Origin of the sequence: Gordonia aichiensis, from assembly GCF_039946255.1 — a bacterium.
GTDB classification, from domain to species: Bacteria; Actinomycetota; Actinomycetes; order Mycobacteriales; family Mycobacteriaceae; genus Gordonia; species Gordonia aichiensis_A.
Genome location: NZ_JBCDWL010000016.1, coordinates 42,990 through 65,113 on the forward strand (window position 1 = coordinate 42,990; position 22,124 = coordinate 65,113).

General features: G+C 69.2%; 21 protein-coding genes and 1 riboswitch. Of the genes, 9 read left to right on the plus strand and 12 right to left on the minus strand.

Annotated elements, in window-relative coordinates; genetic code table 11:
• Positions 1-53: 53 nt before the first annotated feature.
• A riboswitch (SAM riboswitch) is annotated at positions 54-168 on the minus strand.
• A 314-nt stretch (positions 169-482) separates the two neighbouring features.
• Entirely contained in the window at positions 483-1,934 is a 1,452-nt protein-coding gene (locus AAFO60_RS16440; RefSeq protein ID WP_347957305.1) for a cutinase family protein, read from the plus strand.
• 19 nt (positions 1,935-1,953) lie between these two features.
• Here AAFO60_RS16440 and AAFO60_RS16445 read toward each other — a convergent pair whose 3' ends face one another.
• On the minus strand, positions 1,954-2,085 hold the full coding sequence (locus tag AAFO60_RS16445) for a putative transporter small subunit (RefSeq protein ID WP_347957306.1): 132 nt from the start codon (positions 2,083-2,085) through the stop codon (positions 1,954-1,956).
• Positions 2,082-3,824: a sodium:solute symporter family protein gene (locus tag AAFO60_RS16450; RefSeq protein WP_347957307.1), complete on the minus strand. Its 1,743-nt coding sequence runs from the start codon at positions 3,822-3,824 to the stop codon at positions 2,082-2,084. Before AAFO60_RS16450 ends, AAFO60_RS16445 begins: the two co-directional genes overlap by 4 nt.
• A gap of 452 nt (positions 3,825-4,276) precedes the next feature.
• On the opposite strand from AAFO60_RS16450, the gene AAFO60_RS16455 reads away from it, so the two are divergent.
• Together AAFO60_RS16455 and AAFO60_RS16460 are read left to right on the plus strand one after the other, a co-directional pair.
• A complete protein-coding gene (locus AAFO60_RS16455; RefSeq protein WP_347957354.1) occupies positions 4,277-5,467 on the plus strand; it encodes an MFS transporter in 1,191 nt (396 codons plus the stop codon).
• A gap of 40 nt (positions 5,468-5,507) precedes the next feature.
• Positions 5,508-6,386 carry an exodeoxyribonuclease III gene (locus AAFO60_RS16460; RefSeq protein ID WP_347957308.1) on the plus strand — a complete coding sequence of 293 codons (879 nt, stop codon included), beginning with the start codon at positions 5,508-5,510 and terminating at the stop codon, positions 6,384-6,386.
• A gap of 19 nt (positions 6,387-6,405) precedes the next feature.
• Here the strand turns inward: AAFO60_RS16460 and AAFO60_RS16465 are convergent, their stop codons facing one another.
• On the minus strand, positions 6,406-7,128 hold the full coding sequence (locus AAFO60_RS16465) for a hypothetical protein (RefSeq protein WP_347957309.1): 723 nt from the start codon (positions 7,126-7,128) through the stop codon (positions 6,406-6,408).
• A 150-nt stretch (positions 7,129-7,278) separates the two neighbouring features.
• Between AAFO60_RS16465 and trpS the strand changes: the two genes are divergently transcribed.
• Entirely contained in the window at positions 7,279-8,298 is a 1,020-nt protein-coding gene (gene trpS / locus AAFO60_RS16470; RefSeq protein ID WP_347957310.1) for a tryptophan--tRNA ligase, read from the plus strand.
• Positions 8,299-8,352: 54 nt separating this feature from the next.
• The gene (locus AAFO60_RS16475; RefSeq protein WP_347957311.1) at positions 8,353-9,414 is read left to right on the plus strand and encodes a YhjD/YihY/BrkB family envelope integrity protein; all 1,062 of its coding nucleotides are present in this window, start codon (positions 8,353-8,355) and stop codon (positions 9,412-9,414) included.
• Between the two features lie 30 nt (positions 9,415-9,444).
• Here the strand turns inward: AAFO60_RS16475 and AAFO60_RS16480 are convergent, their stop codons facing one another.
• The 5 genes from AAFO60_RS16480 to sdhC all read right to left on the minus strand — a co-directional run bounded on the left by AAFO60_RS16480 (position 9,445) and on the right by sdhC (position 14,247).
• On the minus strand, positions 9,445-10,722 hold the full coding sequence (locus AAFO60_RS16480; protein ID WP_347957312.1) for a D-alanyl-D-alanine carboxypeptidase family protein: 1,278 nt from the start codon (positions 10,720-10,722) through the stop codon (positions 9,445-9,447).
• 123 nt (positions 10,723-10,845) lie between these two features.
• Positions 10,846-11,622, minus strand: coding sequence for a succinate dehydrogenase iron-sulfur subunit (locus AAFO60_RS16485; protein ID WP_347957313.1), 777 nt, complete (start codon positions 11,620-11,622; stop codon positions 10,846-10,848).
• A complete protein-coding gene (sdhA, locus tag AAFO60_RS16490; protein ID WP_347957314.1) occupies positions 11,622-13,376 on the minus strand; it encodes a succinate dehydrogenase flavoprotein subunit in 1,755 nt (584 codons plus the stop codon). Before sdhA ends, AAFO60_RS16485 begins: the two co-directional genes overlap by 1 nt.
• A gap of 16 nt (positions 13,377-13,392) precedes the next feature.
• On the minus strand, positions 13,393-13,824 hold the full coding sequence (locus AAFO60_RS16495; protein ID WP_347957315.1) for a succinate dehydrogenase hydrophobic membrane anchor subunit: 432 nt from the start codon (positions 13,822-13,824) through the stop codon (positions 13,393-13,395).
• A 15-nt stretch (positions 13,825-13,839) separates the two neighbouring features.
• A complete protein-coding gene (sdhC, locus tag AAFO60_RS16500) occupies positions 13,840-14,247 on the minus strand; it encodes a succinate dehydrogenase, cytochrome b556 subunit (RefSeq protein WP_347957316.1) in 408 nt (135 codons plus the stop codon).
• 195 nt (positions 14,248-14,442) lie between these two features.
• Between sdhC and AAFO60_RS16505 the strand changes: the two genes are divergently transcribed.
• The 3 genes from AAFO60_RS16505 to AAFO60_RS16515 all read left to right on the plus strand — a co-directional run bounded on the left by AAFO60_RS16505 (position 14,443) and on the right by AAFO60_RS16515 (position 17,362).
• The gene (locus AAFO60_RS16505) at positions 14,443-14,871 is read left to right on the plus strand and encodes a cytidine deaminase (RefSeq protein ID WP_347957317.1); all 429 of its coding nucleotides are present in this window, start codon (positions 14,443-14,445) and stop codon (positions 14,869-14,871) included.
• Complete coding sequence (locus AAFO60_RS16510; RefSeq protein ID WP_347957318.1) at positions 14,868-16,178, plus strand: thymidine phosphorylase; 1,311 nt, start codon at positions 14,868-14,870, stop codon at positions 16,176-16,178. The genes AAFO60_RS16505 and AAFO60_RS16510 overlap by 4 nt, the downstream gene beginning before the upstream one ends.
• A 65-nt stretch (positions 16,179-16,243) precedes the next feature.
• Positions 16,244-17,362, plus strand: a complete 1,119-nt coding sequence (locus tag AAFO60_RS16515) for an adenosine deaminase (protein WP_347957319.1) — start codon at positions 16,244-16,246, stop codon at positions 17,360-17,362.
• A 27-nt stretch (positions 17,363-17,389) separates the two neighbouring features.
• Here the strand turns inward: AAFO60_RS16515 and AAFO60_RS16520 are convergent, their stop codons facing one another.
• The 4 genes from AAFO60_RS16520 to AAFO60_RS16535 all read right to left on the minus strand — a co-directional run bounded on the left by AAFO60_RS16520 (position 17,390) and on the right by AAFO60_RS16535 (position 21,299).
• Positions 17,390-18,646, minus strand: a complete 1,257-nt coding sequence (locus AAFO60_RS16520; RefSeq protein ID WP_347957320.1) for a primosomal protein — start codon at positions 18,644-18,646, stop codon at positions 17,390-17,392.
• Positions 18,647-18,742: 96 nt separating this feature from the next.
• Positions 18,743-19,933, minus strand: coding sequence for a GTP-binding protein (locus AAFO60_RS16525; protein ID WP_347957321.1), 1,191 nt, complete (start codon positions 19,931-19,933; stop codon positions 18,743-18,745).
• Positions 19,934-19,992: 59 nt separating this feature from the next.
• A complete protein-coding gene (locus tag AAFO60_RS16530; RefSeq protein WP_347957322.1) occupies positions 19,993-20,961 on the minus strand; it encodes a C40 family peptidase in 969 nt (322 codons plus the stop codon).
• Positions 20,958-21,299: a type VII secretion target gene (locus AAFO60_RS16535; RefSeq protein ID WP_347957323.1), complete on the minus strand. Its 342-nt coding sequence runs from the start codon at positions 21,297-21,299 to the stop codon at positions 20,958-20,960. Before AAFO60_RS16535 ends, AAFO60_RS16530 begins: the two co-directional genes overlap by 4 nt.
• A gap of 135 nt (positions 21,300-21,434) precedes the next feature.
• Here AAFO60_RS16535 and upp point away from each other — a divergent pair, with 135 nt between their 5' ends.
• Positions 21,435-22,085 carry a uracil phosphoribosyltransferase gene (gene upp, locus AAFO60_RS16540; RefSeq protein ID WP_347957324.1) on the plus strand — a complete coding sequence of 217 codons (651 nt, stop codon included), beginning with the start codon at positions 21,435-21,437 and terminating at the stop codon, positions 22,083-22,085.
• Positions 22,086-22,124: the final 39 nt, after the last annotated feature.

Sequence of the window (22,124 nt, forward strand, 5' to 3'; positions counted from 1 at the left end):
TCACTTTCTTCGGTCGGCAGCCCCGGGAGGCTGATCATTGGGTCCGACCCTCGGACCCGCGCTTGCTGCGGCGACTGGGGTCGCAGCCAGGTCATCACCCGGAGCACCCCACCGCGGATGGAGGGTTGCCGGTCAGCAAGCCGGGGCTGTGAACTGACACTCATGACCTGTCGCTGAGGATATATCAACTCATATGGCGCGCCGAAACGGCCAGACCGACACTGCGTTTAAGTCTTCAGGCACGCGTCTGACTGTGCTAAAGGTCGAATGGAATGCCGCTGCCTCGATCGCGCCGACGCCGTCCGTGGGCACACCGTCGCGACGAAGACCGGCGTTAGATCGAACAGTCGACGTACATCGGGTTACCGGCGAGTCAGGAAGTTGACGCGAGGTGGGCGCATCGATGCACAGTGCGCGAACACCGACTCGATTGTGACCCGGATCGCTGGACGGGAGCGGTCGGCTGCCAACAATTCTCATCCGTGCATACACCTCCCAACGCCCCCTCATCCACCACCGGCACCGCATCCGTGCGCTCCGAGCCGGCCGCGCCGACCTCGGGCAGACCGTTCCGCTACCTGCTCGCTCCGCTGTTGATCGCCGCGGCCGCAGCGTCCGTGATCGGGGTCGCCGGCGGCCCGGCCCGTGCTGACACCTGCGGCAGCGGCGGCGCGGTGGTGGTGGCCGGCACCCAGGCCTCGCGAGACGCGCACGGAAAGCCGACCGGCGGCGTCACCGGCATCGGCTCCCGATACGCCGCCCAGGGCTACCGCGTCACCTACGTCGACTACCCGACCGATCTGTGGCCGCTCGGCCCGATCAGCTACAACGACGACGTCGCTCTCGGCAAGGCGGCCACCGAGCGGGCGATCGTCGACTACCAGCGGCGATGCCCGGGCAAGCCGGTGGTGGTGGCCGGCTACTCGCAGGGGGCGCGGATCGCCGGAGACGTTCTGTCCGACGCGGCCAACGGTCGCTCGCGCAACGTGCGGACCGCCGGACTGTCGGGCGAGCTGTACTCGGATCCGCGTCGGGACGGTCGCGGCGGCGCCGGCGGCGTCGAGAACACCCTGATCGGCCTGATCCCGGGCATTCTCATGTCCGGGCCCCGCGCCGGCGGCTTCGGAACGGTTCCGGTGACGCAGGTCTGCGTGCGCGGCGACGGCGTCTGCGATGCGCCCGACCCGCTGGCCGATCCCGTCGGGGCCGCCGACAGCCTGCTGGGCTACTGGGCCAAGCACGGCGACTACCCGTGGCAGATGCGCGTGGCGCCCGTCGCCTGGCGGAACATCGAGTGCGTCCCCAGCGGCGCCACCCGCGACTGCGTGGTGGCGGCCGGTCCGTCGGGGGCCGAGCTGGCCCGTCGCCGCGGGGCGACGCCGGCCGTGACGACCGCGCTGACCCGGGTGGTCGACGGTCGTCCGATGACCGACCCCGGGTTCTCGATCGCCACGTTCCGACCCCTCGCCGGCGGCGGGCGCGACTCGGTGGCGGGCGATGTGAATCTCGGCGTCAAGGCGACGGCGCTGAACCGAGTGCAGGTGGACGCCGGACTGAGGCTCGGCAGCGTCAACGAGGCGACGGCGGGGGTGTCGGCGCCACGCGTGGCGCCGGTGCGGCCGGTCGCGAAGGTGCCGGTGTCGCCGACCCGGATCGCAACGACCCAGCCGGCATCGGCCCAGGCCGGAACCACCCAGGCCGCAACCACCCGGCCGGCGCCGACGCCGACCGAGCCGATTCTGCTCGCGTCGGCGCCCGCGGAGCCCGCGAGGTCTGAGCAGGCACAGCTCCGGGTCACCGTCCCGGTGATCGACATGCGCCGCGTCGGCGACATCGCCTTCAACCCGTCGCGGGCCATGGGTGCCGGGGCGCCGTCGAGCGCCATCGAGGCGCAGCAGCAGCCGCGGTCGGCGGCCGCGGTGACCCGCAGCTGAGCATCGGCGGGGGTCGGGGTCAGATCAGATCCCGGCCCTCCTCGCGAGCCGAACGCCACTCACGGTAGAAGGCGCGCACGATCACCCCGAGCGTGCCCGCGGTGATCACGGGCCACGCCAGGACGTAGACGGTCAACCAGAACTCGGTCATCGGGGATCCTCCTCGAGGCGGGCGGCGGCGACGGCGTGCTCGTCGCGCGAGGTGTCGGAGCGGGCGTCGTCCAGGTCGACCGGAGTCTCCGATCCGGCGAGCGGGTCGATCTCCCGGTCGTCGAAGTCACCGGTGGTCACGGCGATCTCCGCGAAGTCGAAGCGCCTGCGGGTGTTGAGCATGGTCAGGGCCACGCAGACCAGCGTGCTGACCGAGTACGAGATCAGCGACCCGGACAGGACCTCGTACTGGTGCAGGAAGCCGATGCTCCACGGCGCGGCGGCGACGATCGACACCGCACCGACGATGAGTGCGACGCGTTTGCCGAGGAAGCCGAAGGCCATCAGGCCGAAGACCACGCCGATGCCGATCGTGGCGAGGACGTCGAAGGCGATCCCGACCCCGCCGGCCATGTCGATCCAGGAGAAGCGGACCGGGATGAACAGGGCGAGGGCGGCGACCACGGCGACGCTGAAGGCCACGTTGGTGACCCGATCCCAGTAGAAGCTCGCGATCACCGGGAACACGAGCGCACCCCAGAGCGCGCCGACGAAGACGAGAAGGTCCAGGATGTTCAGGTTCGACCCGGCGAAATAGAGCGCGGCGCCGATGGCGACGATCATCGTGATCCGACCGATCAGCACCATCTTGGCCGGATCGGCATTGCGGCGTCCGACCCGCTGGCCGTACACGTCGGCCATGACGATCGACGCGAGTGCCGTCAGATCGGCGTCGGCGGTCGACGACAGCGAGCCGATGATCATGATGAAGAACAGGCACAGCAGCGCAGGCGTCAGATAGGTGGCGGCCATCTGCGGAATCAGATTGTTCACGTCGTTGTCGACGGGCGTGATTCCCGCGTAGAGGGCGATGACGCCGAGCATCCCGACGCCGATGATGGTGGAGCCGTAGCCGAAGGTCGCGGTGACGAAGGTCTTCTTGATCAGGTCTTCGCGGACGGCGAAAAGACGCTGCGCGATGGTCTGATTGCCGATCGCATAGGCGAGCACCGCCGCGATGTACGGGGCGCCCTGATTGAAGAAGGCTTCAGAGGAGAAGAAGTCCCGCTGCTCGGCGGTCAGTTTCGACGCGCCTTCGGTGAACAGCTCCGGACCGCCCGCAGCGAAGAACACCACCGGGATGATGATGATCACCGCACCGAGCATGAACACCACCTGCACGAAATCGGTGAGCACCGAGGCGCGGAATCCCGACCACAGCGTGTACAGCAGAATGCCGCCGGCGATCGCGACGACGCCCTGGGTGAAGCTGAACGGCGACAGCATGTCGATCAGTGCACCGCCGGCGATCAGATTGGCGGTCAGGCTGATGACACTGCCCAGGACGTTCGAGCCGGCCAGCAACAACTGGCTCGACCGACCGTGCCGAGCGAACATGACCTCGGCGATCGTGTGGGCACGGGGTGCGACCTGCCGGATCCGCCTGCCGAACGGATAGATGAGCAGAATCATCAGCGCGCCCCAGAGCCCGTAGTGGATGGGGCCGGAGATGCCGTAGGTGAATCCGGACGTCGCCGACGCGTACATCGACGCCGCCCAGATCCAGGTCGCGGTCATCGACGCCGACGAGATGCCGAAACCGATCTGACCGCCCGCCGTCATATAGCTGTCGGCGTTCTCCGTCTTCTTGCTGATGCGCATCGCGATGTATGCGCTGGTGCCGAAGAACAGCAGAAACAGGGCCACGACGACGGGCCCGGACAATTGTTGGAGATCCATTCAGATGTGTTCACTTTCTTCAGTCTCGCGAGCACCGCGGTCGGCACTCGGGCGGGGGAAGAGGTGAGCACAGCTAGTTGTCCGGTGGCTCCTGAACCGCGAACGCGAACGCGAATGCGTCGGTGGCGGTCGAGGGGTGGAACAGCCCAGAACAACTGGCGGACGGCAACGTATCGCTCCTAGCGAGAATCGGGATCACTGGTCATTTGAGTCAATGGTGTGAGTTGTACCGCAGATGTGGTCAAAAAGGCCAATTCGCGACCCGCAAACGAGGCCCGAGTGGGCGATCTGAACGGTGGGTGAGATCACCTCTTTCACCGGGAATAGGCACGCGAAGCCGACTCGTTGGATTACCGGTGACGGCGCAGCGTAGAGACAGCACAACGGACCCGAATTCGACCGGACGCGCGGACCCCGCCGCGACGGAGACAGACCCCGCGCGCGGGCGGGGAATCGGCTGGGTGATCGTGGCGCTGGCCCTGGGCGGCTTCGGGATCGGGACCACCGAGTTCGTGGCGATGGGGCTGCTGCCGAACATCGCCGCCGACCTCGACATCACCGAGCCGACGGCGGGGCACCTCATCTCGGCGTACGCGCTCGGCGTGGTGGTCGGTGCCCCGGTCATCGCGGCGCTGGCCGCCCGCGTCTCGCGGCGGACCCTGCTGATCGGGCTGATGATCGCGTTCACCGTCGGCAATGCGCTGAGCCTGGTGGCACAGACCTATCCGACGCTGATGGCCGCACGCTTCGTCGCCGGACTGCCGCACGGCGCGTACTTCGGGGTGGCCTCGCTGGTCGCGGCGCACCTGGCGGGTCCGGGGCGGCGCGCGCAGGCCGTCGGACAGGTGATGATGGGTCTGTCGGTGGCGAACGTGCTCGGCGTCCCGGCCGCCACCTGGCTCGGGCAGTCGCTGGGGTGGCGCTCGGCGATGGCCTTGGTCGTCGTGGTCGGCGTCCTGACGGTCGCCGCCCTGTGGCGGGTGGTCCCCGATCTTCGCGACATGCACACCACCGACCCGCGGACCGAGCTCAGCGGGCTGCGCAGCAGCCAGATCTGGCTGACCCTGCTGGTCGGCACCGTCGGCTTCGGCGGCTTCTTCGCCTTCTACACGTACCTGAACACCGCCCTGACCTCTCTCGGCGGCGTCGCCGAGAGCGCAGTGCCGATCGCGCTGATGCTCTTCGGTCTGGGCATGGTCACCGGCAACTACGTCGGCGGGCGCCTGGCCGACCGACTCGGCGACAAGGCCATCGGCATTGGAATGGCCGGAGCCGCTGTGTCGCTGGTGGTGTTCGCGGCACTGGTCTCCACCGGCTGGCCCGCGGTGATCGTCACCTTCTTCGTCGGCTGCGCGGGCTCGTCGGCGATCCCGGGTCTGCAGACCCGCCTGATGGACGTGGCGCACGAAGCGCAGACCATCGCGGCCGCGCTCAACCACTCCGCGCTCAACGTCGCCAATGCGCTCGGTGCCTGGCTCGGCGGCATGGTCATCGCGCAGGGGCTCGGCTACCGGGCGCCGTCGCTGGTGGGCGCCGTCCTGGCGGTGGCGGGAGTGCTCCTGCTGGGCGTCGCCGCGGCGGCCGCGCGGCGATCGGGTCTGCGCGTCCCCGACCGCGAGCAGGCCGTCGAGGTCGGTCGGTGACCGGGCGGGCGAGCCGACGACGGGCCGATAGGGTGGTCGGGTGACCACTTCGGCCTCTTCGCTCCCCAGCTCTCCTGATTCAGGCGCCTTCTCCGTGGTGACGGTCAACGTCAACGGAATCCGCGCAGCCGTCAAACACCGTTCGGAGAACAACCTCGGCATGCTGCCGTGGCTGGAGGCGGCGGCGCCCGACGTGGTGCTGATGCAGGAGGTGCGCGCCACCGATGCGCTGGCACGCAAGGCCCTGCAGCCGGCCCTCGACGCCGGATGGCACCTGTCGCACGCGGAGTCGGAACTCAAGGGACGCGCCGGCGTCGCGATCCTGTCGCGGCAGGAACCGGCGGCGGTCCGGGTCGGCTTCGGCAGCGACGAGTTCGACGTCGCGGGCCGCTACCTGGAGGCCGACTTCGGCTTCGGCGGCGACACCGTCACCGCGGCGAGCCTCTACCTGCCGACCGGTGCGGCACTGACCGAGGATCCGAAGGACGTCGAGAAGTACGAGGAGAAGCTGCGTTTCCTGCAGGCGTTCGGGCCGTATCTGGACAAGCTGCTCGCCGCGGGCGGGCAGACGGTCGTCGCGGGCGACTGGAACATCGCCCCGGATGAGCGCGACATCAAGAACTGGAAGGGCAACCGCAAGAACGCGGGCTTCCTTCCCCACGAGCGCGAATGGGTGGCCGCACAACTCGACGCCGGCTGGACCGACCTGTCGCGCACGCACCACGGCGACGTCGCCGGCCCGTACGCCTGGTGGTCGTGGCGGGGGAAGGCGTTCGACAACGACGCCGGCTGGCGGATCGACTACCACCTGGCGACGCCCGCGCTCGCCGAGCGGCTGCGCACGACGTGGGTCGATCGCGCCGGCGCCTACGATCTGCGCTGGTCCGACCATGCGCCGGTGACCGCGGTCTTCGACTGACCGCGATCACCGCGCGGTGCTAGCTACCGGTCGCGCCGCCGATCAGGCCCCGCACGACGCCGCCGACGATGTCGCCGGTCAGGTCTTCGACGGATCCCTCCGACGAACCGAGCCCCAGGCCGTCGGCGACGCTGCCCGCGCCCTCGACGGGGTTGGGCACCCGGGTGGTGAAGCAGACGCCCAGGTCGGGGAAGGACTCCTTGACGCCGATGGTCCCGCCGGCCGAGAGGCCGCCGCTGGTGACCTTGGTTCCGACGCCGGGCTTGGACGGCACCTGGTAGGTGAACGAGGCGATCACCGGCTGCCCGCTCTTCACCGACCAACCCGACGAACCGACCCGCCAGCTCCCGTCCGGCCCGGCCGTCACCTGCACGGTCTCGTTGCGCATCCCGCTCGGGACACCGAGGTGCCAGGCGCGGACCTTGGCGGTGGGCTTGCCGAAGCCTGCGGGCGGGACATCGGTGATCGAGTTGACGTACGAGTTCCCGCCGCTGGTTCCGACGGTGATCTGGTAGGTCACGCTCGTGCCCGCACCCGCGGTCGACGGCACGGATTTGGTGTAACTGTGGGTCGCGCCCACGGTGGAGGCGTCCTTCTTGGTGTCCGATGCGGTGTTCCTGCATTCGGCGGCCGACGCCGCGCCGACCGCGGCGGGAGCGGAGGCGACGGCGGCCGCGGTGCCGCCGACCAGCGCGACTGCGGCGGTCAGCGTGACGACACGGGACAGATGCGAACGAGTCATTGTACGGAATTCCGTTTCAAGAGAAGGGGAATGGCGCAGATGCGTCTGAACGGCCGAACGTTATCATTCCGGCAGGTCGGGTTTCCAAAGGCTTCGCCGCCGCACTGACCGGGGCACCGACCGCCGCAGGCGATCTGAGACAATCGGCTGATGAGCACCCCTGAACCACGCCGCCGCGTCCTGTCCGGAATCCAGCCGACCAGCGACTCCTTTCACCTCGGCAACTATCTCGGTGCGGTCCGGCAGTGGGTGCAGCTGCAGGACGAGTTCGACGCCTTCTACTTCATCCCCGACATGCACGCGATCACCGTGCCGCAGGATCCGAAGGTGCTTCGCGAACGCACCCGCCGCAGCGTCGCCCAGCTGCTGGCCGTCGGCGTGGATCCGAACCGCGCGACGATCTACGTGCAGTCCCACGTTCCCGAGATCGCGCAGCTGACGTGGGTCCTCACGTGCCTGACCGGATTCGGTGAGGCGAGCCGGATGACCCAGTTCAAGGACAAGTCGGCCAAGTCGGGAACCGACGCCGCCGGCGTCGGCCTGTTCACCTACCCGATCCTGATGGCGGCCGACATCCTGGCCTTCCAGGTCCAGCAGGTGCCGGTCGGTGAGGACCAGCGTCAGCATCTGGAGCTCACACGCGACCTCGCGCAGCGGTTCAACAAGCGATACGGCAAGGCCCTCACCGTGCCCAAGGCGTACATCGTCGAGGAGTTCGCCAAGATCTACGACCTGCAGAACCCCACCGCGAAGATGAGCAAGTCCGCCGAGTCCGACGCCGGGTTGATCAGCCTGCTCGACGACCCGAAGCGCTCGGCGAAGAAGATCCGGTCGGCGGTCACCGACAACGATCGCGTCGTCGCCTTCGATCGGGAGAACAAGCCGGGCGTATCGAACCTGCTCACCATCCAGGCCGCCCTCACCGGGCGCGGGATGGAGGAAATCGTGTCGTCGTACGACGGCAGGGGTTACGGTGACCTGAAAGGCGATACCGCTGACATTCTCACCGAGTTCGTCACGCCGCTGCGGGGACGGGTGGAGGAGATCCTCGCAGATCCGACCCATCTCGACGGCATCCTCGCCGACGGCGCCGCGCGTGCTCGGAAGATCGCGGCGGCGACGGTGGCCGACGTCTACGAGAAGGTCGGTTTCCTGCTGCCGGGGCAGTGACCCGAGGGCCGCGAGGGGCGGTCCCCGGTGAGGGACGAGGGGAGAGGGGCGAGCGTGGACGCGATCAAGAGGACCATTGCGCAGGCCAAGGCCCGATACGAGGTCTTGACGACCCGGTGGCGGCTGTTGGCGCACCTGCTGGGGACCTTGGAACGCTACGGAAATCGGCGCGGCAACACGTACGCCGCCGCGATCAGCTTCATCGGGATCCTCTCGCTGGTTCCGATCCTCATGGTGTCCTTCGCCGTCGCCGGCTTCGTCTTGGCGTGGAATCCGTCGCTGCTGACGCAGCTGACCGATGCGGTGGTCGAGAACATTCCGGGTTCCCTCGGTGAGCAGCTGAACTCGGTGATCGACTCCGCGATCGCCTCGCGTCGCGCGGTCGGCGTCATCGGCTTGATCTCGGCGGCGCTGACCGGCATCGGCTGGATGGGGCTGATGCGCAACGGGCTCACCGAGATGTGGGGCGGCAGGATCAAGAACAATGCGATCCTGGGCAAGATCTACGACCTCGGCACCTTCGTCGGCATGGGCGTGCTCTTCGTGGTGACGATCGCCCTGACGGTCGTCTCGGCCGGACCGCTGGGGACGATGATCATCGACTTCCTGCATCTGCCCGACACCGGCGTCATCGCGTTCCTGCTGCGGGCGGGGACCACCGTCGTCAGCGTCGCGGCCACGTGGCTGCTGTTCATCGTCGTGCTCGCGTGGCTGCCCCGTCACCCCATCCCGGTCCGCGCCATCGCGTGGCCGGCCCTGGGGACCGCGGTCGTCTTCGAGATCCTCAAATCGGTCGGCGGGATCTACCTGCGGTCGGTGCTCGGCAGTCCGGCCGGCGCCGCCTTCGGCCCCATCATCGGTGTCATGGTCTTCGCGTACCTGGCCTCACGGATCGTTCTGTACGCCGCGGCCTGGTGCGCGGCCGATCCCGCCAACGAGAAGTACCTGGTCGTCGACGAGGTGGAGGCGCCCGCCGAACCCGAACCCGCGACGGTCGTCCTGGCGCCGGTCTACGAGGCCGAGCCGGAGCGGCAGACCGGCCGGCTGATCGCCGCTGCGGGCCTGGGCGCGGCCGCAGCCGGCATCGTCGGATGGCTCGGTCGCGACGGCCGGTGACCTGTGACCGTCGGTGACCTGCGCAGTCGGTCAGCGGCGGCGGCGAAGCCGGACGGCCCCGGCTGCCGCCAGACACACGGCGGCGAAGCCGAGCAGACCGACGCTCCAAGCGTTGCGGCCTACCGCCTGCAGACCCCACGCGTTCCGGCCCGTGGCCCGGTCGTGCTGCATCGCGGCGTGGTCGCCGCCGTCGGGCGATCCGCTGCTCGAACCGACGGCCAACGTGCCCACGGAGGCCGACGGCGGCGCCGCGAAGCCGTACTCGAAGAGTCGCTCGGCCTGCTGGGCGTACGAGTTGTCCTGCTCGTTGAGCCCGAACATCTGAACGACCACCACCGTGCGTCCGTCCCGTTCCGCGGCGCCCACGAAGGTCTTCTGCGCATCGTCGGTGAACCCGGTCTTGCCGCCGAGCATGCCCGGCCAGTCGTCGCGCAGCAGGGTGTTGGACGTGCCCATCGTCCACGCCGGATGGTCGACGTCGCCGGGCACGTCGGGACGAGGCGGATACCCGGGGAACAGGTAGGTCTTCATCCCGATCAGCTGCCGGAAGGTGGGGTGGGCCATCGCGGCGCGGAAGATCGTGGCGAGGTCGAACGGGGACGTCGACATCCCGGCGGCGTCGAGTCCGGAGGGGGTCGCCGCGCGCGTGTCGTGTGCGCCGAGCGCGGCCGCCTCGGCGTTCATCTTCGCCAGTGCGGCGGGCACGCCGCCGAGCTGTCGGGCCAAGGCGTTGGCGCAGTCGTTCCCCGACACCACCAGCAGCCCCGACAGCAGATCGCGGACGGTGTAGGTCCCGCCCGGTCCCATCCCGCACGAGTCGCCCTCCATGGACCAGTCCTCGGGCGTGGCCGCCACCGACCTCTGCAGGTCGAGCTCGTCGAGCGCCACCAGCGCCAACAGGACCTTGATCGTCGACGCCGGACGATACCGGCCGTGCGGGTCCTTGGCCGCGATCACCCGGCCGGTGTCGAGGTCGGCGACCAGCCAGCCGGCCGAGTTGATCCGATCGGGGACCGCTCCGGCGGCCGGGTCGGCGACCAGCCCGCATTCGCCGAGCCGACCGCCGCCGACCGGCGCGGCCGGCACCGGCAGCGGGGTCGGTGCTGTGGCGCCCGGGGCGACGACCTCCGACTCGTCGACAGGCGGCGGTGTGTGCGAACGATGCGGGCAGTCGTCGGTGCGAGGCGTCGTCATCGTCGCGGTGGGGACGACGGCCGGGTCCGCGGCGACGAGGGGAGCAGGCAGCGCGGCGGCCAGGACGAGGACGCCCGCCGCCGCTGCGAAGCGAGTGAACAGTGACGTGCGCATGACGACCGTCACCCTACCCGGGCCGGTCGGGCCGGTCGGCGGCGGGCGATCCGCCGAAGAGACGATGAGGCCCCCGGACGGATCCGGGGGCCTCATCGGGGCTGCAGAGTGGTCTCTCTAGCGCTAGCGGGCGAACATCAAGGCGCGCTTGACCTCGGTGATCGCCTGGGTCACCTGGATGCCGCGGGGGCATGCGTCGGTGCAGTTGAAGGTGGTGCGGCAGCGCCACACACCGTCGATGTCGTTCAGGATGTCCAGACGCTCGTTGGCGCCCTCGTCGCGGCTGTCGAAGATGAAGCGGTGAGCGTTCACGATCGCGGCCGGACCGAAGTACGAGCCCTCGTTCCAGAACACCGGGCAGCTGGTGGTGCAGCACGCACACAGGATGCACTTGGTGGTGTCGTCGAAACGGGCGCGGTCGGCCTGCGACTGCAGGTTCTCGCGGGTCGGCTCGTGGTTGGCGCCGGTGATCAGGAAGGGCTTGATCGCGCGGTAGGAGTCGAAGAAGGGCTCCATGTCGACCACGAGATCCTTCTCCACCGGCAGGCCCTTGATGGGCTCGATGGTGATGGTGATCTCCTTGGACGAGTCCTTCGGCAGCAGGTCCTTCATGAGGAGCTTGCACGCCAGCCGGTTGGTGCCGTTGATCCGCATCGCGTCGCTGCCGCAGACGCCGTGGGCGCAGCTGCGTCGGAACGTGAGGGTGCCGTCGAGGTAGCCCTTCACGTAGAGGAGCAGCGTCAGCAGTCGGTCGGACGGGAGCGCCGGTACGCGGAAGCTCTCGAATCCCTGTGCATCGGGATTCTCCGGGTTGAACCGGTAGATCTTCAGCGTGACCATCGTCGCCTCCGGCGGGACCGGGGGAGCACCGGTGGCATTGCTTTCGATGGTGGCAGTCATCAGTACTTCCGCTCCTTCGGCTCGTAACGGGTGATGACGACGGGCTTGTAGTCGAGCTCGATGTCCGAGTTCAGACCCTCGCCCTTCTTGTAGGCCATGGTGTGAACCAAGAAGTTCTGGTCGTCACGCTTGGGGTAGTCCTCGCGGGCGTGGCCGCCGCGGGTCTCCTTGCGGTTGAGCGCACCGACGACGGTCACCTCGGCCAGCTCCAGCAGGAAGCCGAGTTCGATGGCCTCGAGCAGGTCGGAGTTGAACCGCTTGCCCTTGTCGGTGACGCTGACGTGCTCGTAGCGCTCCTTGAGGGCGCGGACGTCGGCGAGCGCCTTGCTGAGCGTCTCCTCGGTGCGGAACACGGCAGCGTTGTCGTTCATGGTCTGCTGCAGCTCGGTGCGGATGGTCATGACGTTCTCGTGACCGTGATCGCTGAGCATCTGCGCGACCCAGGCCTGCACCATCGCGTCGGGGTTCTCTTCGAGTTCGACGAAGTCGTTCGCGTTCGCGTACTCCGCGGCGGCGATGCCGGCGCGACGGCCGAAGACGTTGATGTCGAGCAGCGAGTTGGTGCCGAGGCGGTTGGCGCCGTGCACCGAGACGCAGGCGCACTCGCCGGCAGCGAACAGACCGTGGACGACCTGGTCGTTGTTCGCCAGGACCTGGCCCTGGATGTTGGTCGGGATGCCGCCCATCACGTAGTGGCACGTGGGGTAGACGGGGACCAGTTCCTTCACCGGGTCGACGCCCAGGTAGGTGCGCGAGAACTCCATGATGTCCGGCAGCTTGGCCATCAGGGTCTCCTCCGGGATGTGCGTGACATCCAGGAGCACGTAGTCCTTGTTCGGTCCGGCGCCGCGGCCTTCGAGCACCTCGAGGACCATCGAACGGGCCACGATGTCACGCGGCGCGAGGTCCTTGATGGTGGGGGCGTAGCGCTCCATGAAGCGTTCGCCGTTGGCGTTGCGGAGGATGCCGCCCTCGCCGCGGACGCCCTCGGTGATGAGGATGCCCAGGCCCGCGAGGCCCGTCGGATGGAACTGGTGGAACTCCATGTCCTCCAGCGGCAGGCCCTTGCGGAAGATGATGCCCATGCCGTCACCGGTGAGGGTGTGCGCATTGGAGGTCACCTTGTACATGCGGCCGCTGCCGCCGGTGGCGAAGATGATCGACTTCGCGTGGAAGACGTGGATCTCGCCGGTGGCCAGCTCGTAGGCGACGACGCCGTTGGCGACGGGCTCGCCGTTCTCGTCCGTCGTCATGTTGATGTCGAGGGCGTAGAACTCGTTGTAGAACTCGACGTTGTGCTTGACGCAGTTCTGGTACAGCGTCTGGAGGATCATGTGACCGGTGCGGTCGGCGGCGTAGCAGGCGCGACGGACCGGAGCCTTGCCGTGGTCGCGGGTGTGGCCGCCGAAGCGACGCTGGTCGATCCGACCCTCGGGGGTGCGGTTGAACGGCAGACCCATCTTCTCCAGGTCGAGGACCGCGTCGATGGCCTCCTTGGCCATCAGCTCAGCGGCGTCCTGGTCGACGATGTAGTCGCCGCCCTTGATGGTGTCGTAGGTGTGCCACTCCCAGTTGTCCTCTTCGACGTTGGCGAGTGCGGCGCACATGCCGCCCTGAGCCGCGCCGGTGTGGGAGCGGGTGGGGTACAGCTTGGTCAGGACTGCGGTACGGGCCCGCGGCGCGGCCTCGATGGCAGCACGCATCCCGGCGCCGCCGGCGCCGACGATGACCACGTCATAGCGGTGTTCCTGCATTGGTTTCTAGTTCTCCTTAGCTGGCGCTGCCGAAGGTGAGGATCGCGTAGGTACCCAGCACGAGGATCAAGATCATCGACAGGGCGAGCAAGGTGTTCAGCCAGTAGCGGGTCGAGTCCTTGCGCGAGTAGTCGCCGATCACCGTGCGGACGCCGTTGCCGCCGTGCAGCTGCGCGAGCCAGAGCATGGTGAGGTCCCAGACCTGCCAGAAGGGCGACTTCCAGCGGTCGGCGACGAACGAGGCGTCGATCCGGTGCACGCCGCTGTCCCACATGAGCATGATGAACATGTGGCCGAACGTGAGGACGATGAGGGCCAGGCCGGAGAAGCGCATGAACATCCATGCGTTCTTCTCGAAGTTGCCGCGGTTGCGGGCGCGCGGCGCGTTGGGGGCGTCGAGGCTGGCCGGGCGGTCGTAGGCGGTGCCGAGGGTCTTTGCTTCAGTCATTTGTTCTCAGCTCCCTTAAAGCGCGTGCGTGAACAGCAGCTGCAGCATGCGCACTGCCGCGGCGATGAACACGATCCCGAAGACGGTGAGGATGGCCCACAGCAGCTGACGCTGGTACTTGGCGCCCTTCGACCAGAAGTCGATGAGGATCACGCGCAGGCCGTTGAGGGCGTGGTAGAGCACGCAGAAGACGAGACCGATCTCCATCAGACCGATCAGCGGGGTCTTGTAGGTCTCGATGATCTCGGTGTACGTGTTCTCGTTCACCCGGATGACCGCGGTGTCGAGCACGTGGACGAAGAGGAAGAAGAAGATGGAGACGCCGGTGATGCGGTGCAACACCCACGACCACATTCCTGGGTCACCTCTGTAGAGAGAGCGCTTGTGCACCGGTGCCGGTGCAACCTCTGTGGGGGTGCTCATCGCTAAACTACGCCTCCGTTGTCGTCGACTTGAGTGGGGCCGGCAAGCGGACGCGAAGGTCGCCGCAAGACCCGATGCACCTGACTTTAAACCTAAGCTGAGTCTGGTCGTAAATTGCACGAACAATGTGACCAAGCTCCACTGATTAAATTAGGTGTGCCTAACCTTCGGCTTTCTGGGTGGATAGGGGATGAAATGTCTGCGACGATTGACTTCCAATCATTGCGTGATGCAGCAAAAGTGGCTATGACCAGGTCGTATGCACCTTACTCGAGATTTCCGGTAGGTGCGGCGGGAATCACACGGGCAGGTCGGATCGTCGTCGGAAGCAATGTGGAGAATGTCTCATACGGTTTAGGGCTTTGTGCCGAGGTCTCGATGGTCTGTTCAGCGGTCTCTCTCGGTCATCTCTCCGGCCCGAGCGACGGTGAGCCCGCCGATCTGATCGCGGTCAGCGTGTGTGATCTCCACGGCAGTCCGCTGACCCCCTGCGGGCGGTGCCGACAGGTGCTCCTCGAGTTCGGCGGCGACGACCTGCTCGTCGACTCCGCGACCGGTCCGCGGGCCCTGCGGTCACTGCTGCCCGACGCCTTCGGGCCCGGCCACCTGGCGGGTCGGCGGTGAGCGCGCGGTTCGATCCGGTCGCCGCGATCCTCACCAAGAAGGACGGCGGTGAGCTGACCGCGGAGCAGATCGACGGGATGGTCGGCGGCTTCACCTCCGGCGAGGTCGCCGCCGAACAGATGTCGGCCCTGCTGATGGCCGTGGTGCTGCGGGGGATGACTCGAGACGAGATCGCCCGGTGGACCGCCGCGATGATCGAGTCCGGAATCCGTCTGGACCTGAGCGATCTGGCGCGAGACGGGCTTCCGCTGCGGACCGTCGACAAGCACTCGACGGGCGGGGTGGGGGACAAGATCACGCTGCCGCTCACACCGCTGGTCGCGTCGTTCGGGGTGGCGGTGCCGCAGCTCTCGGGCCGCGGCCTCGGCCACACCGGCGGCACTCTCGACAAACTCGAAGCCGTCCCGGGGTGGCGCGCCGACCTCACCGTCGACCAGATGCGCGCGCAGCTGTGCGAGGTCGGCGCCGTCGTGTGCGCGGCGACCGCCGACCTTGCGCCGGCCGACCGCAAGCTCTATGCGCTGCGCGATGTGACCGGCACGGTCGCCTCGATCCCGCTCATCGCCAGCAGCATCATGAGCAAGAAGATCGCCGAGGGCACCGCGGCGCTGATCCTCGACGTCAAGGTCGGTGCGGGCGCGTTCATGACGAGCCTGGACGAGGCCCGCGAACTGGCGCAGACGATGGTGGCGCTCGGTGCCGACGCCGGTGTCGCGACCACCGCGCTGCTCACCGACATGTCGACGCCGCTGGGACGCAGCGCGGGCAACGCGGTCGAGGTCGCCGAAGCGTTGGAGGTCCTCGCGGGCGGCGGACCCGACGACGTCGTCGAACTGACGCTGGCGCTGGCGGCGGAGATGCTCGCCGCCGCCGGGATCGACGACGTCGATCCGGCCACGCACCTGCGCAACGGTCGGGCGATGGACGTGTGGCGGGCGATGATCGCCGGTCAGGGCGGCGACCCGCGGGCGCCCCTGCCCCGGCCGCGGCACACGCACACGGTCCGGGCCGACGCCGACGGCTTCCTCGAGTCGTTCGACGCGCTCGGGGTGGGTCGGGCCGCCTGGCTGCTCGGCGCCGGTCGGGCGCGGCCCGGCCAGCGGGTGTCGGCGACCGCGGGAGTCACCTGGAGCGCCTCGCCCGGCGACCGAGTCCGGCGAGGTCAGCCGCTGCTGACCCTGCACACCGACGATCAGTCGCGGATCCCGGCGGCCGTCGAGGCGCTGGCCGGTGCGGCAGCCGTGGTGCCCGAGCTCCCACAGGCGCCGGCCTCCCGCGTCCTGGGCCGGGTGGGCGCCGACCGGTGAGCGATGCGGCGGCGGCCGTCGGTCGCCGCCGCGCGGCCGATGGGGTTCGGCGCTACCGTCGGGGCATGAGCACCACAGCTGCCTTCACCGTCGACGACGTCCGGCTGGCGCCCAAAGTCCTGCTGCACGATCACCTCGACGGGGGCCTGCGGCCGGCGACCGTCCTGGAGCTGGCTCGGGAACAGGGGTACGACCGGCTTCCCGCGGACACCGCGCCGGATCTGGCGCGCTGGTTCGCCACCGCCGCCGACAGCGGCTCGCTCGAGCGCTACCTGGAGACCTTCGAGCACACCGTCGCCGTGATGCAGACGGCGCCCGCGCTGGAGCGGGTGGCGCGCGAATGCGTCGCCGACCTGCACGCCGACGGTGTCGTGTACGCCGAAGTCCGATTCGCTCCAGAACTGCACCTGGAACGCGGCCTCTCGCTCGACGAGGTCGTCGACGCGGTCCTGCGCGGCTTCGCCGCGGGGGAGGCCGAGGCCGCCGAATCGGGTCGGCCGATCATCGTCGGCTGCCTGGTGACGGCGATGCGGCACGCGGCGCGCTCCCGCGAGATCGCCGAACTGGCCATCCGGTTCCGCGGCCGCGGCGTGGTCGGCTTCGACATCGCCGGCGCCGAGGCCGGGAACCCGCCGACCAGGCATCTGGACGCCTTCGAGTACCTGCGCGGGGAGTGCGCGCGCTTCACCATCCACGCGGGCGAGGCCTTCGGGCTGCCGTCGATCCACGAGGCGATCGCCTTCTGCGGAACCGACCGGCTCGGACACGGGGTGCGGGTCATCGACGACATCGTGCTGCCGGCGGGCGCCGGACCCGCCGACGCCTCATTCGACGGCGCCGCGCTCGGCGAGATCGCCGCCTACGTGCGCGACAAGCGGATCCCGCTGGAGCTGTGCCCCAGCAGCAACGTCCAGACCGGCGCGGTCGGCTCGCTGGCCGAGCATCCGTTCAACATCCTGGCCCAGCTGCGCTTCCGGGTCACCGTCAACACGGACAACCGCTTGATGAGCAACACCAGCATGAGCCGAGAGTTCATCGTCCTGCACGAACAGTTCGGCTACGGCTGGGCCGACTTCGAGCGCTTCACCGTGAACGCGATGAAGTCGGCGTTCCTGCATTTCGACGAACGGCTCCGGCTGATCGACGAGGTGATCAAGCCCGGCTTCGCGGTGCTGATGGGGTGAGACCCCGGGCGCGGGCCCGGCTCGGCCTCAGCCGCGCCGGGTCAGCCGGTCCTCGAAGTCGTGCACCAGTGCGCGCCACACCTCGGCCTCGTTGTCGAACGGGCCCGAGGGCGCCAGCCGCTTGGGGTCGGGGTGGACGGCGTAGTCGACGAACCAGCCGAGCGGCGTCGTCGTCGCCAGCGCCTCGTTGACCGTGTCGATGCCCGCGTAGTCGGCGGCGTCGGTGAGCAGTTCCACCGCCAGGTCGAGCTGATGCTCGTCGATGCGGCGCGGTCCGTCGAGGATGTCCTCGCCGATGCCCTGCAGGGCGTACACGTTCTCCGGCAGCACCTCGTACTCGAGGTCGTTGGTCTCCGCAGCGGCCTGGACGTCGTTGAACGTCGACAGCCCGGCTAGGTCGTGGTCGTCGTTGTCGGCGAGGAACCGGGTCAGGGCGCGTTCGGAGCCGAAACCGAAGATCTGACCCTTCTTGCCGAGGAAGACCGGGTCGTCGCCGAGATAGCACCGCAGCGTGAGGAACTCGCCGCCGTCGGTGTAGATGCGAATCGGGTCGATGCCGACGCCTGCCCAGAAATCGTCCTCGTCGACCTCGTCCTCGTCGGCCGAGTCGTCGTCCTCGTCGTCGCCGTTCTCGTACAGCGGATCCACCGAATCGAACTCCGGCTCGTCCTCGTCCTCGGCCGAGGCGGCCGCAGCCAGTTCGACCTCGGCCGCGGCGAGCGCCTCGGCGTCGACCTTCGGGGTGGTGATGACCTCGTCGAGCGCGTCGATGACGTCGTCCCAGTGCTTGGCGATCAGTCGGCCGATGCGGACCCAGAGGTCGATGCCTTCGCGGCCGGCGAAGTTGGTGGTGCCGACGGTGACCGCACCCAGGATCGGGTTGCCGTTGAAGAACTTGGTGACCGGCGTCAGCTCGCACACCTCACCGATGATGCGGACGATCTCGAGGGCGTCCTCGAGTTCGGCGAGCACTTCGGGCTTGGGGTCCTCGGCGGCGAGCTCGGGCACGCCGATGAGGTCGTAGCTGTGCTTGTCGTCGGGCGCCAGTTCGGCCGCCTGGACCTGCTTGATCGTCTCCCACGCGGGGTGATCGACGAGGTCGTTGTCGTCGTCGGTGCGGACGAAGGCGACCAGCGCGGCGACGCTCGGGAGCGCGTACAGGTCGTCTTCGAGTCCCAGGAACGCCTCCCACTCGTCGTCGCCCTCGCGCCACCGCGGAGCCCACAGGGTGAAGAGGTTGCCTTCGGTTAGTCCGAGTTCGATGGGAACGATGTCACCGGCCATGGTCACAGAGCCTAATCAAGAACGTCCGGGTGTGCTGCACGGGGCCTGGATCGGGTGACTCGATCCGGGCCCCGGCGTCGTGTCGGCCCGCCGCGGTCAGTGGGTGTGCACGTTCGGCCAGGGCGGCAGCGGATCGTCGTACCGACGCCAGCCGAGCGGTCCCTCGGCCATCTCCGCATCGGTCAGCGTCGCGGCGGTCAGCAGCTCGCGCACGCGGTCGTGGTCCAGGCGGGCCCCGATCAGCACCAGCTGCTGCCCGGGGGAGCCGTCCAGATCGTCCCAGTACGCGGCGGGCTCGATCGTCAGGTTCGGTCCGGCCTGCGACCAGACCGCCGCGATGTCCGGGCGGGTCGCGAGTCGGCAGAACCCCTTGCTCCGCAGCACGCCGCCCAGCTGGTCGAGCACCTGAGCCAGGCGGGCCGGGTGAAACGGGCGGTCGCTGCGGAAGGCGACCGACGAGATCGAGTACTCCTCGGTCTCCGGGGTGTGCGCGGCGCCGAGCACCTCGTCGTCCCAGCCGGCGATCGCCGACGCCGCCTCGTGGTCGAACAGTCCGGTGTCGAGGATCGCGTCGATCGGCACCTCGCCGCGGCGGGCGAGGAGGATGCGGGCGCGCGGGTTGAGTCGTCGCACCATCGCCTCCACCGCACCGCGCACCCCGTCGGCGACCAGGTCGGACTTGGTCAGCAGGATCACGTCCGCGAACTCGACCTGGTCGACGAGGAGGTCGGCGATGCTGCGGGCGTCGCCGTCGGCGGCGGCCAGGTCGCGGTCGGCGAGTCCCTCGCCGCGGACGATCTCGGTGAGGAAGGTGGCGCAGTCGACCAGGGTGACCATGGTGTCCAGGCGGGCGACGTCGCCGAGGCGCCGACCGTCGTCGAACTCCCAGTCGAAGGTCGCCGCGACCGGCATCGGTTCGGAGATCCCGGTCGACTCGATGACCAGGTGGTCGAAGCGCCGGGTGCCGTCCGGCGCCACCTGTCGGGCGATGGCTCCGACGGCCTCGTGGAGGTCCTCGCGCAGCGTGCAGCAGATGCAGCCGTTGGTCAGTTCGACGAGCTTCTCCTCGGTGCGGTCGAAGCCGCCGAGGGCGATCAGCGAGGCGTCGATATTCACCTCGCTCATGTCGTTGACGATCACCGCGATTCGGCGGCCGTCGCGCCCGGACAGCAGGCGGTTGAGGACGGTGGTCTTGCCCGCGCCGAGGAATCCGGACAGGACCGTGACCGGCAGGGGCTCGGCTGCGGGGTGCGGGGCGGGCGGGTGCGGTTGGTCGTGAGAAGTCATTTGCTAATGATAATCATTTGCAAATAACGGGCGGTGGTCGGCCTCCGGGGGATCGGGCTTCAGCGCGGCCGATAGAACCCCTCGAAGGTCTGATCGGCGTTGGTGGTGCGCAGCGGGGTCACACCCACCGGATCGCCACCGGTCTCGACGAGCTGGCCGTTGCCGATGTACATGGCCACATGCCCCGACCAGACCGCCAGGTCGCCGGGCTGCAGCTCGTCCTGCGAGACCTGGAAGCCCGCGGTGTCCTGATCCTGGGCCAGCCGGGGCAGCTCCAACCCGGCCTGCTGGTAGGCCCACCGGGTGAAGCCGCTGCAGTCGAAGCCGTCGGTGGTGGTGCCGCCCCAGACGTACGGGGTGCCCTGCACGCTCAGTGCGGCGCGGACCGCGGTCGCCGCCCGCTGGTCGGGGGCGTAGGCCACCGAACCGTCGGGCAGGGTGATCGGGATCGAACCGTCGGCTCGCGGGCCTCCCGCCGGGGCGCTCGAGCCGACGGTCTGCACACCCGCCGTCCCCGCGGCGGACGTCGCCGCCCGCGAGGCGGCCTCGTGGCGGGCCAGGGCGTCGGCGTCGGCGGCCAACCGCGATTGAGCCCGGCCCACCACCTGGACGCCGCGCGCGAGGTGGCTCATCGCCAGCGGCACCAGCGCCGCCAGGCCTGCGGGGGTCGCGACGGCAGGCACCGTTGCCGCGGCGGAGACGAAGGACTCGAACAGGCCGTTCAGTTCGGTGTTCGCCTCCTTCACGTGCGCGGCCGCGGTCTCGATGATCGTCGCGATATCGGTTCCCGCCGCGCCCACCGAGTCGTCCACCGCGACCAACCGGCGGGCGGTGGCCGCCGCCTCCCCGCCGCCGACTCCGCGCCAGCCGGCGTCGGTGGTGCGTGCTCCGGACGCGGACAGGACGGCGGCCTCACCGAGCGCGGACCGGGTCCCGGCGAAGGACTCCGCGGTTCCCGGCGGCAGCACGCCGGTGCCGAGCGTGGCGACCAGCGCCTTGAGCGGAGCGATCAGCAGCTGTGCACTCACGCCGGGACTCCGGTCAGGTGCCGCGCGCCGACCTCGTCGCAGCAGTCGTACGCGGCCCGCGCGGCGCGGATGCGGTCGGCGGTGGCGTCGTGTCCGGTCGCCACCGACTGGAGTTCGGCCGCGCGGGCCGCACCCACCCGGTTCAGCGCGGCCAGAAACGATGCGCCGATGATCCCGAATGTCGGTGTGAGCGCGGCGGTGTCGACACGTTCGGCGCTCACCCGAGCCGAGACGGCCTGGGCGGCGTCGGATTGGGCGTGCGACGCGGTGGCGGCGGCAGCCGGGTCGACGCTGGTGAAGCGACCCGGATCGGACGCGGTGGCTGCTTGTGCGTTCATACCCCTTGGACGCAGCGCGGCGCCGATCGGTTCCAAAACCGGTGCCGTCGGCGTGTCGCGCCCGGGACGGAGTCTCGGGGCGCGCGCTAGGTCAAGGCGCCGAACGATCCCAGCCGCGGCCTCTACCATGAGCCAATGATCGATTCCGTCACCGCAGCAGGCCTCCAGATCCAGGTGGTCGACCATCCGCTCACACGAGCCTGGCTCGCCGTTCTGCGCGACGAGCGGACGCCGAACACCGGTTTTCGGGAGGCGCTCGCGCGGTTGGCGCAGATGCTCGTCTACGAGGCGATGGCCGCCGCCCCCGAGCAGCCCGTCGACGTTCGCACACCGGTCGGCCTCGCCCCCTGCACCGAACTCGTCGCGCCCCCGCTGTTCGTTCCGGTGCTGCGGGCGGGCCTGGGGATGCTCGATCCGGCGCTGTCCACCGTGCCGGGCGCGGCGGTCGGCTTCGTCGGCGTCGCTCGCGACGAGGCCACCGCCCGTCCCGTGGAGTATCTGGCCTCGCTTCCGAGCGACCTGACCGGTCGTACGGTCGTGGTGCTCGACCCGATGCTGGCCACCGGCGGTTCGCTGGTCCACACCCTGGACCTGCTCGTCGCCCGCGGCGCCACCGATCTGACTGCGGTTTGCGTCGTCGGCGCCCCGGAGGGCATCGACGCCCTCCGCGCATGGGGGCGGCCCCTGCGGCTGGTGATCGGCGCGATCGACGAGTGCCTCAACGACGACAAGTTCATCGTTCCGGGACTGGGCGATGCGGGCGATCGCCAGTTCGGTCCCCGCTGACCTGCCCGGACACCGGGTACCTTGGCATCGAGTCGAGTC

Bases quoted from the DNA above. Each gene is read 5' to 3' on its own strand.
- AAFO60_RS16445 (WP_347957306.1), bottom strand. From the start codon at position 2,085: ATGACCGAGTTCTGGTTGACCGTCTACGTCCTGGCGTGGCCCGTGATC.
- AAFO60_RS16450 (WP_347957307.1), bottom strand. From the start codon at position 3,824: ATGGATCTCCAACAATTGTCCGGGCCCGTCGTCGTGGCCCTGTTTCTG.
- AAFO60_RS16465 (WP_347957309.1), bottom strand. From the start codon at position 7,128: ATGACTCGTTCGCATCTGTCCCGTGTCGTCACGCTGACCGCCGCAGTC.
- trpS (WP_347957310.1), top strand. From the start codon at position 7,279: ATGAGCACCCCTGAACCACGCCGCCGCGTCCTGTCCGGAATCCAGCCG.
- AAFO60_RS16480 (WP_347957312.1), bottom strand. From the start codon at position 10,722: ATGCGCACGTCACTGTTCACTCGCTTCGCAGCGGCGGCGGGCGTCCTC.
- AAFO60_RS16485 (WP_347957313.1), bottom strand. From the start codon at position 11,622: ATGACTGCCACCATCGAAAGCAATGCCACCGGTGCTCCCCCGGTCCCG.
- sdhA (WP_347957314.1), bottom strand. From the start codon at position 13,376: ATGCAGGAACACCGCTATGACGTGGTCATCGTCGGCGCCGGCGGCGCC.
- AAFO60_RS16495 (WP_347957315.1), bottom strand. From the start codon at position 13,824: ATGACTGAAGCAAAGACCCTCGGCACCGCCTACGACCGCCCGGCCAGC.
- sdhC (WP_347957316.1), bottom strand. From the start codon at position 14,247: ATGAGCACCCCCACAGAGGTTGCACCGGCACCGGTGCACAAGCGCTCT.
- AAFO60_RS16505 (WP_347957317.1), top strand. From the start codon at position 14,443: ATGTCTGCGACGATTGACTTCCAATCATTGCGTGATGCAGCAAAAGTG.
- AAFO60_RS16515 (WP_347957319.1), top strand. From the start codon at position 16,244: ATGAGCACCACAGCTGCCTTCACCGTCGACGACGTCCGGCTGGCGCCC.
- AAFO60_RS16520 (WP_347957320.1), bottom strand. From the start codon at position 18,646: ATGGCCGGTGACATCGTTCCCATCGAACTCGGACTAACCGAAGGCAAC.
- AAFO60_RS16525 (WP_347957321.1), bottom strand. From the start codon at position 19,933: ATGACTTCTCACGACCAACCGCACCCGCCCGCCCCGCACCCCGCAGCC.
- AAFO60_RS16535 (WP_347957323.1), bottom strand. From the start codon at position 21,299: ATGAACGCACAAGCAGCCACCGCGTCCGATCCGGGTCGCTTCACCAGC.
- upp (WP_347957324.1), top strand. From the start codon at position 21,435: ATGATCGATTCCGTCACCGCAGCAGGCCTCCAGATCCAGGTGGTCGAC.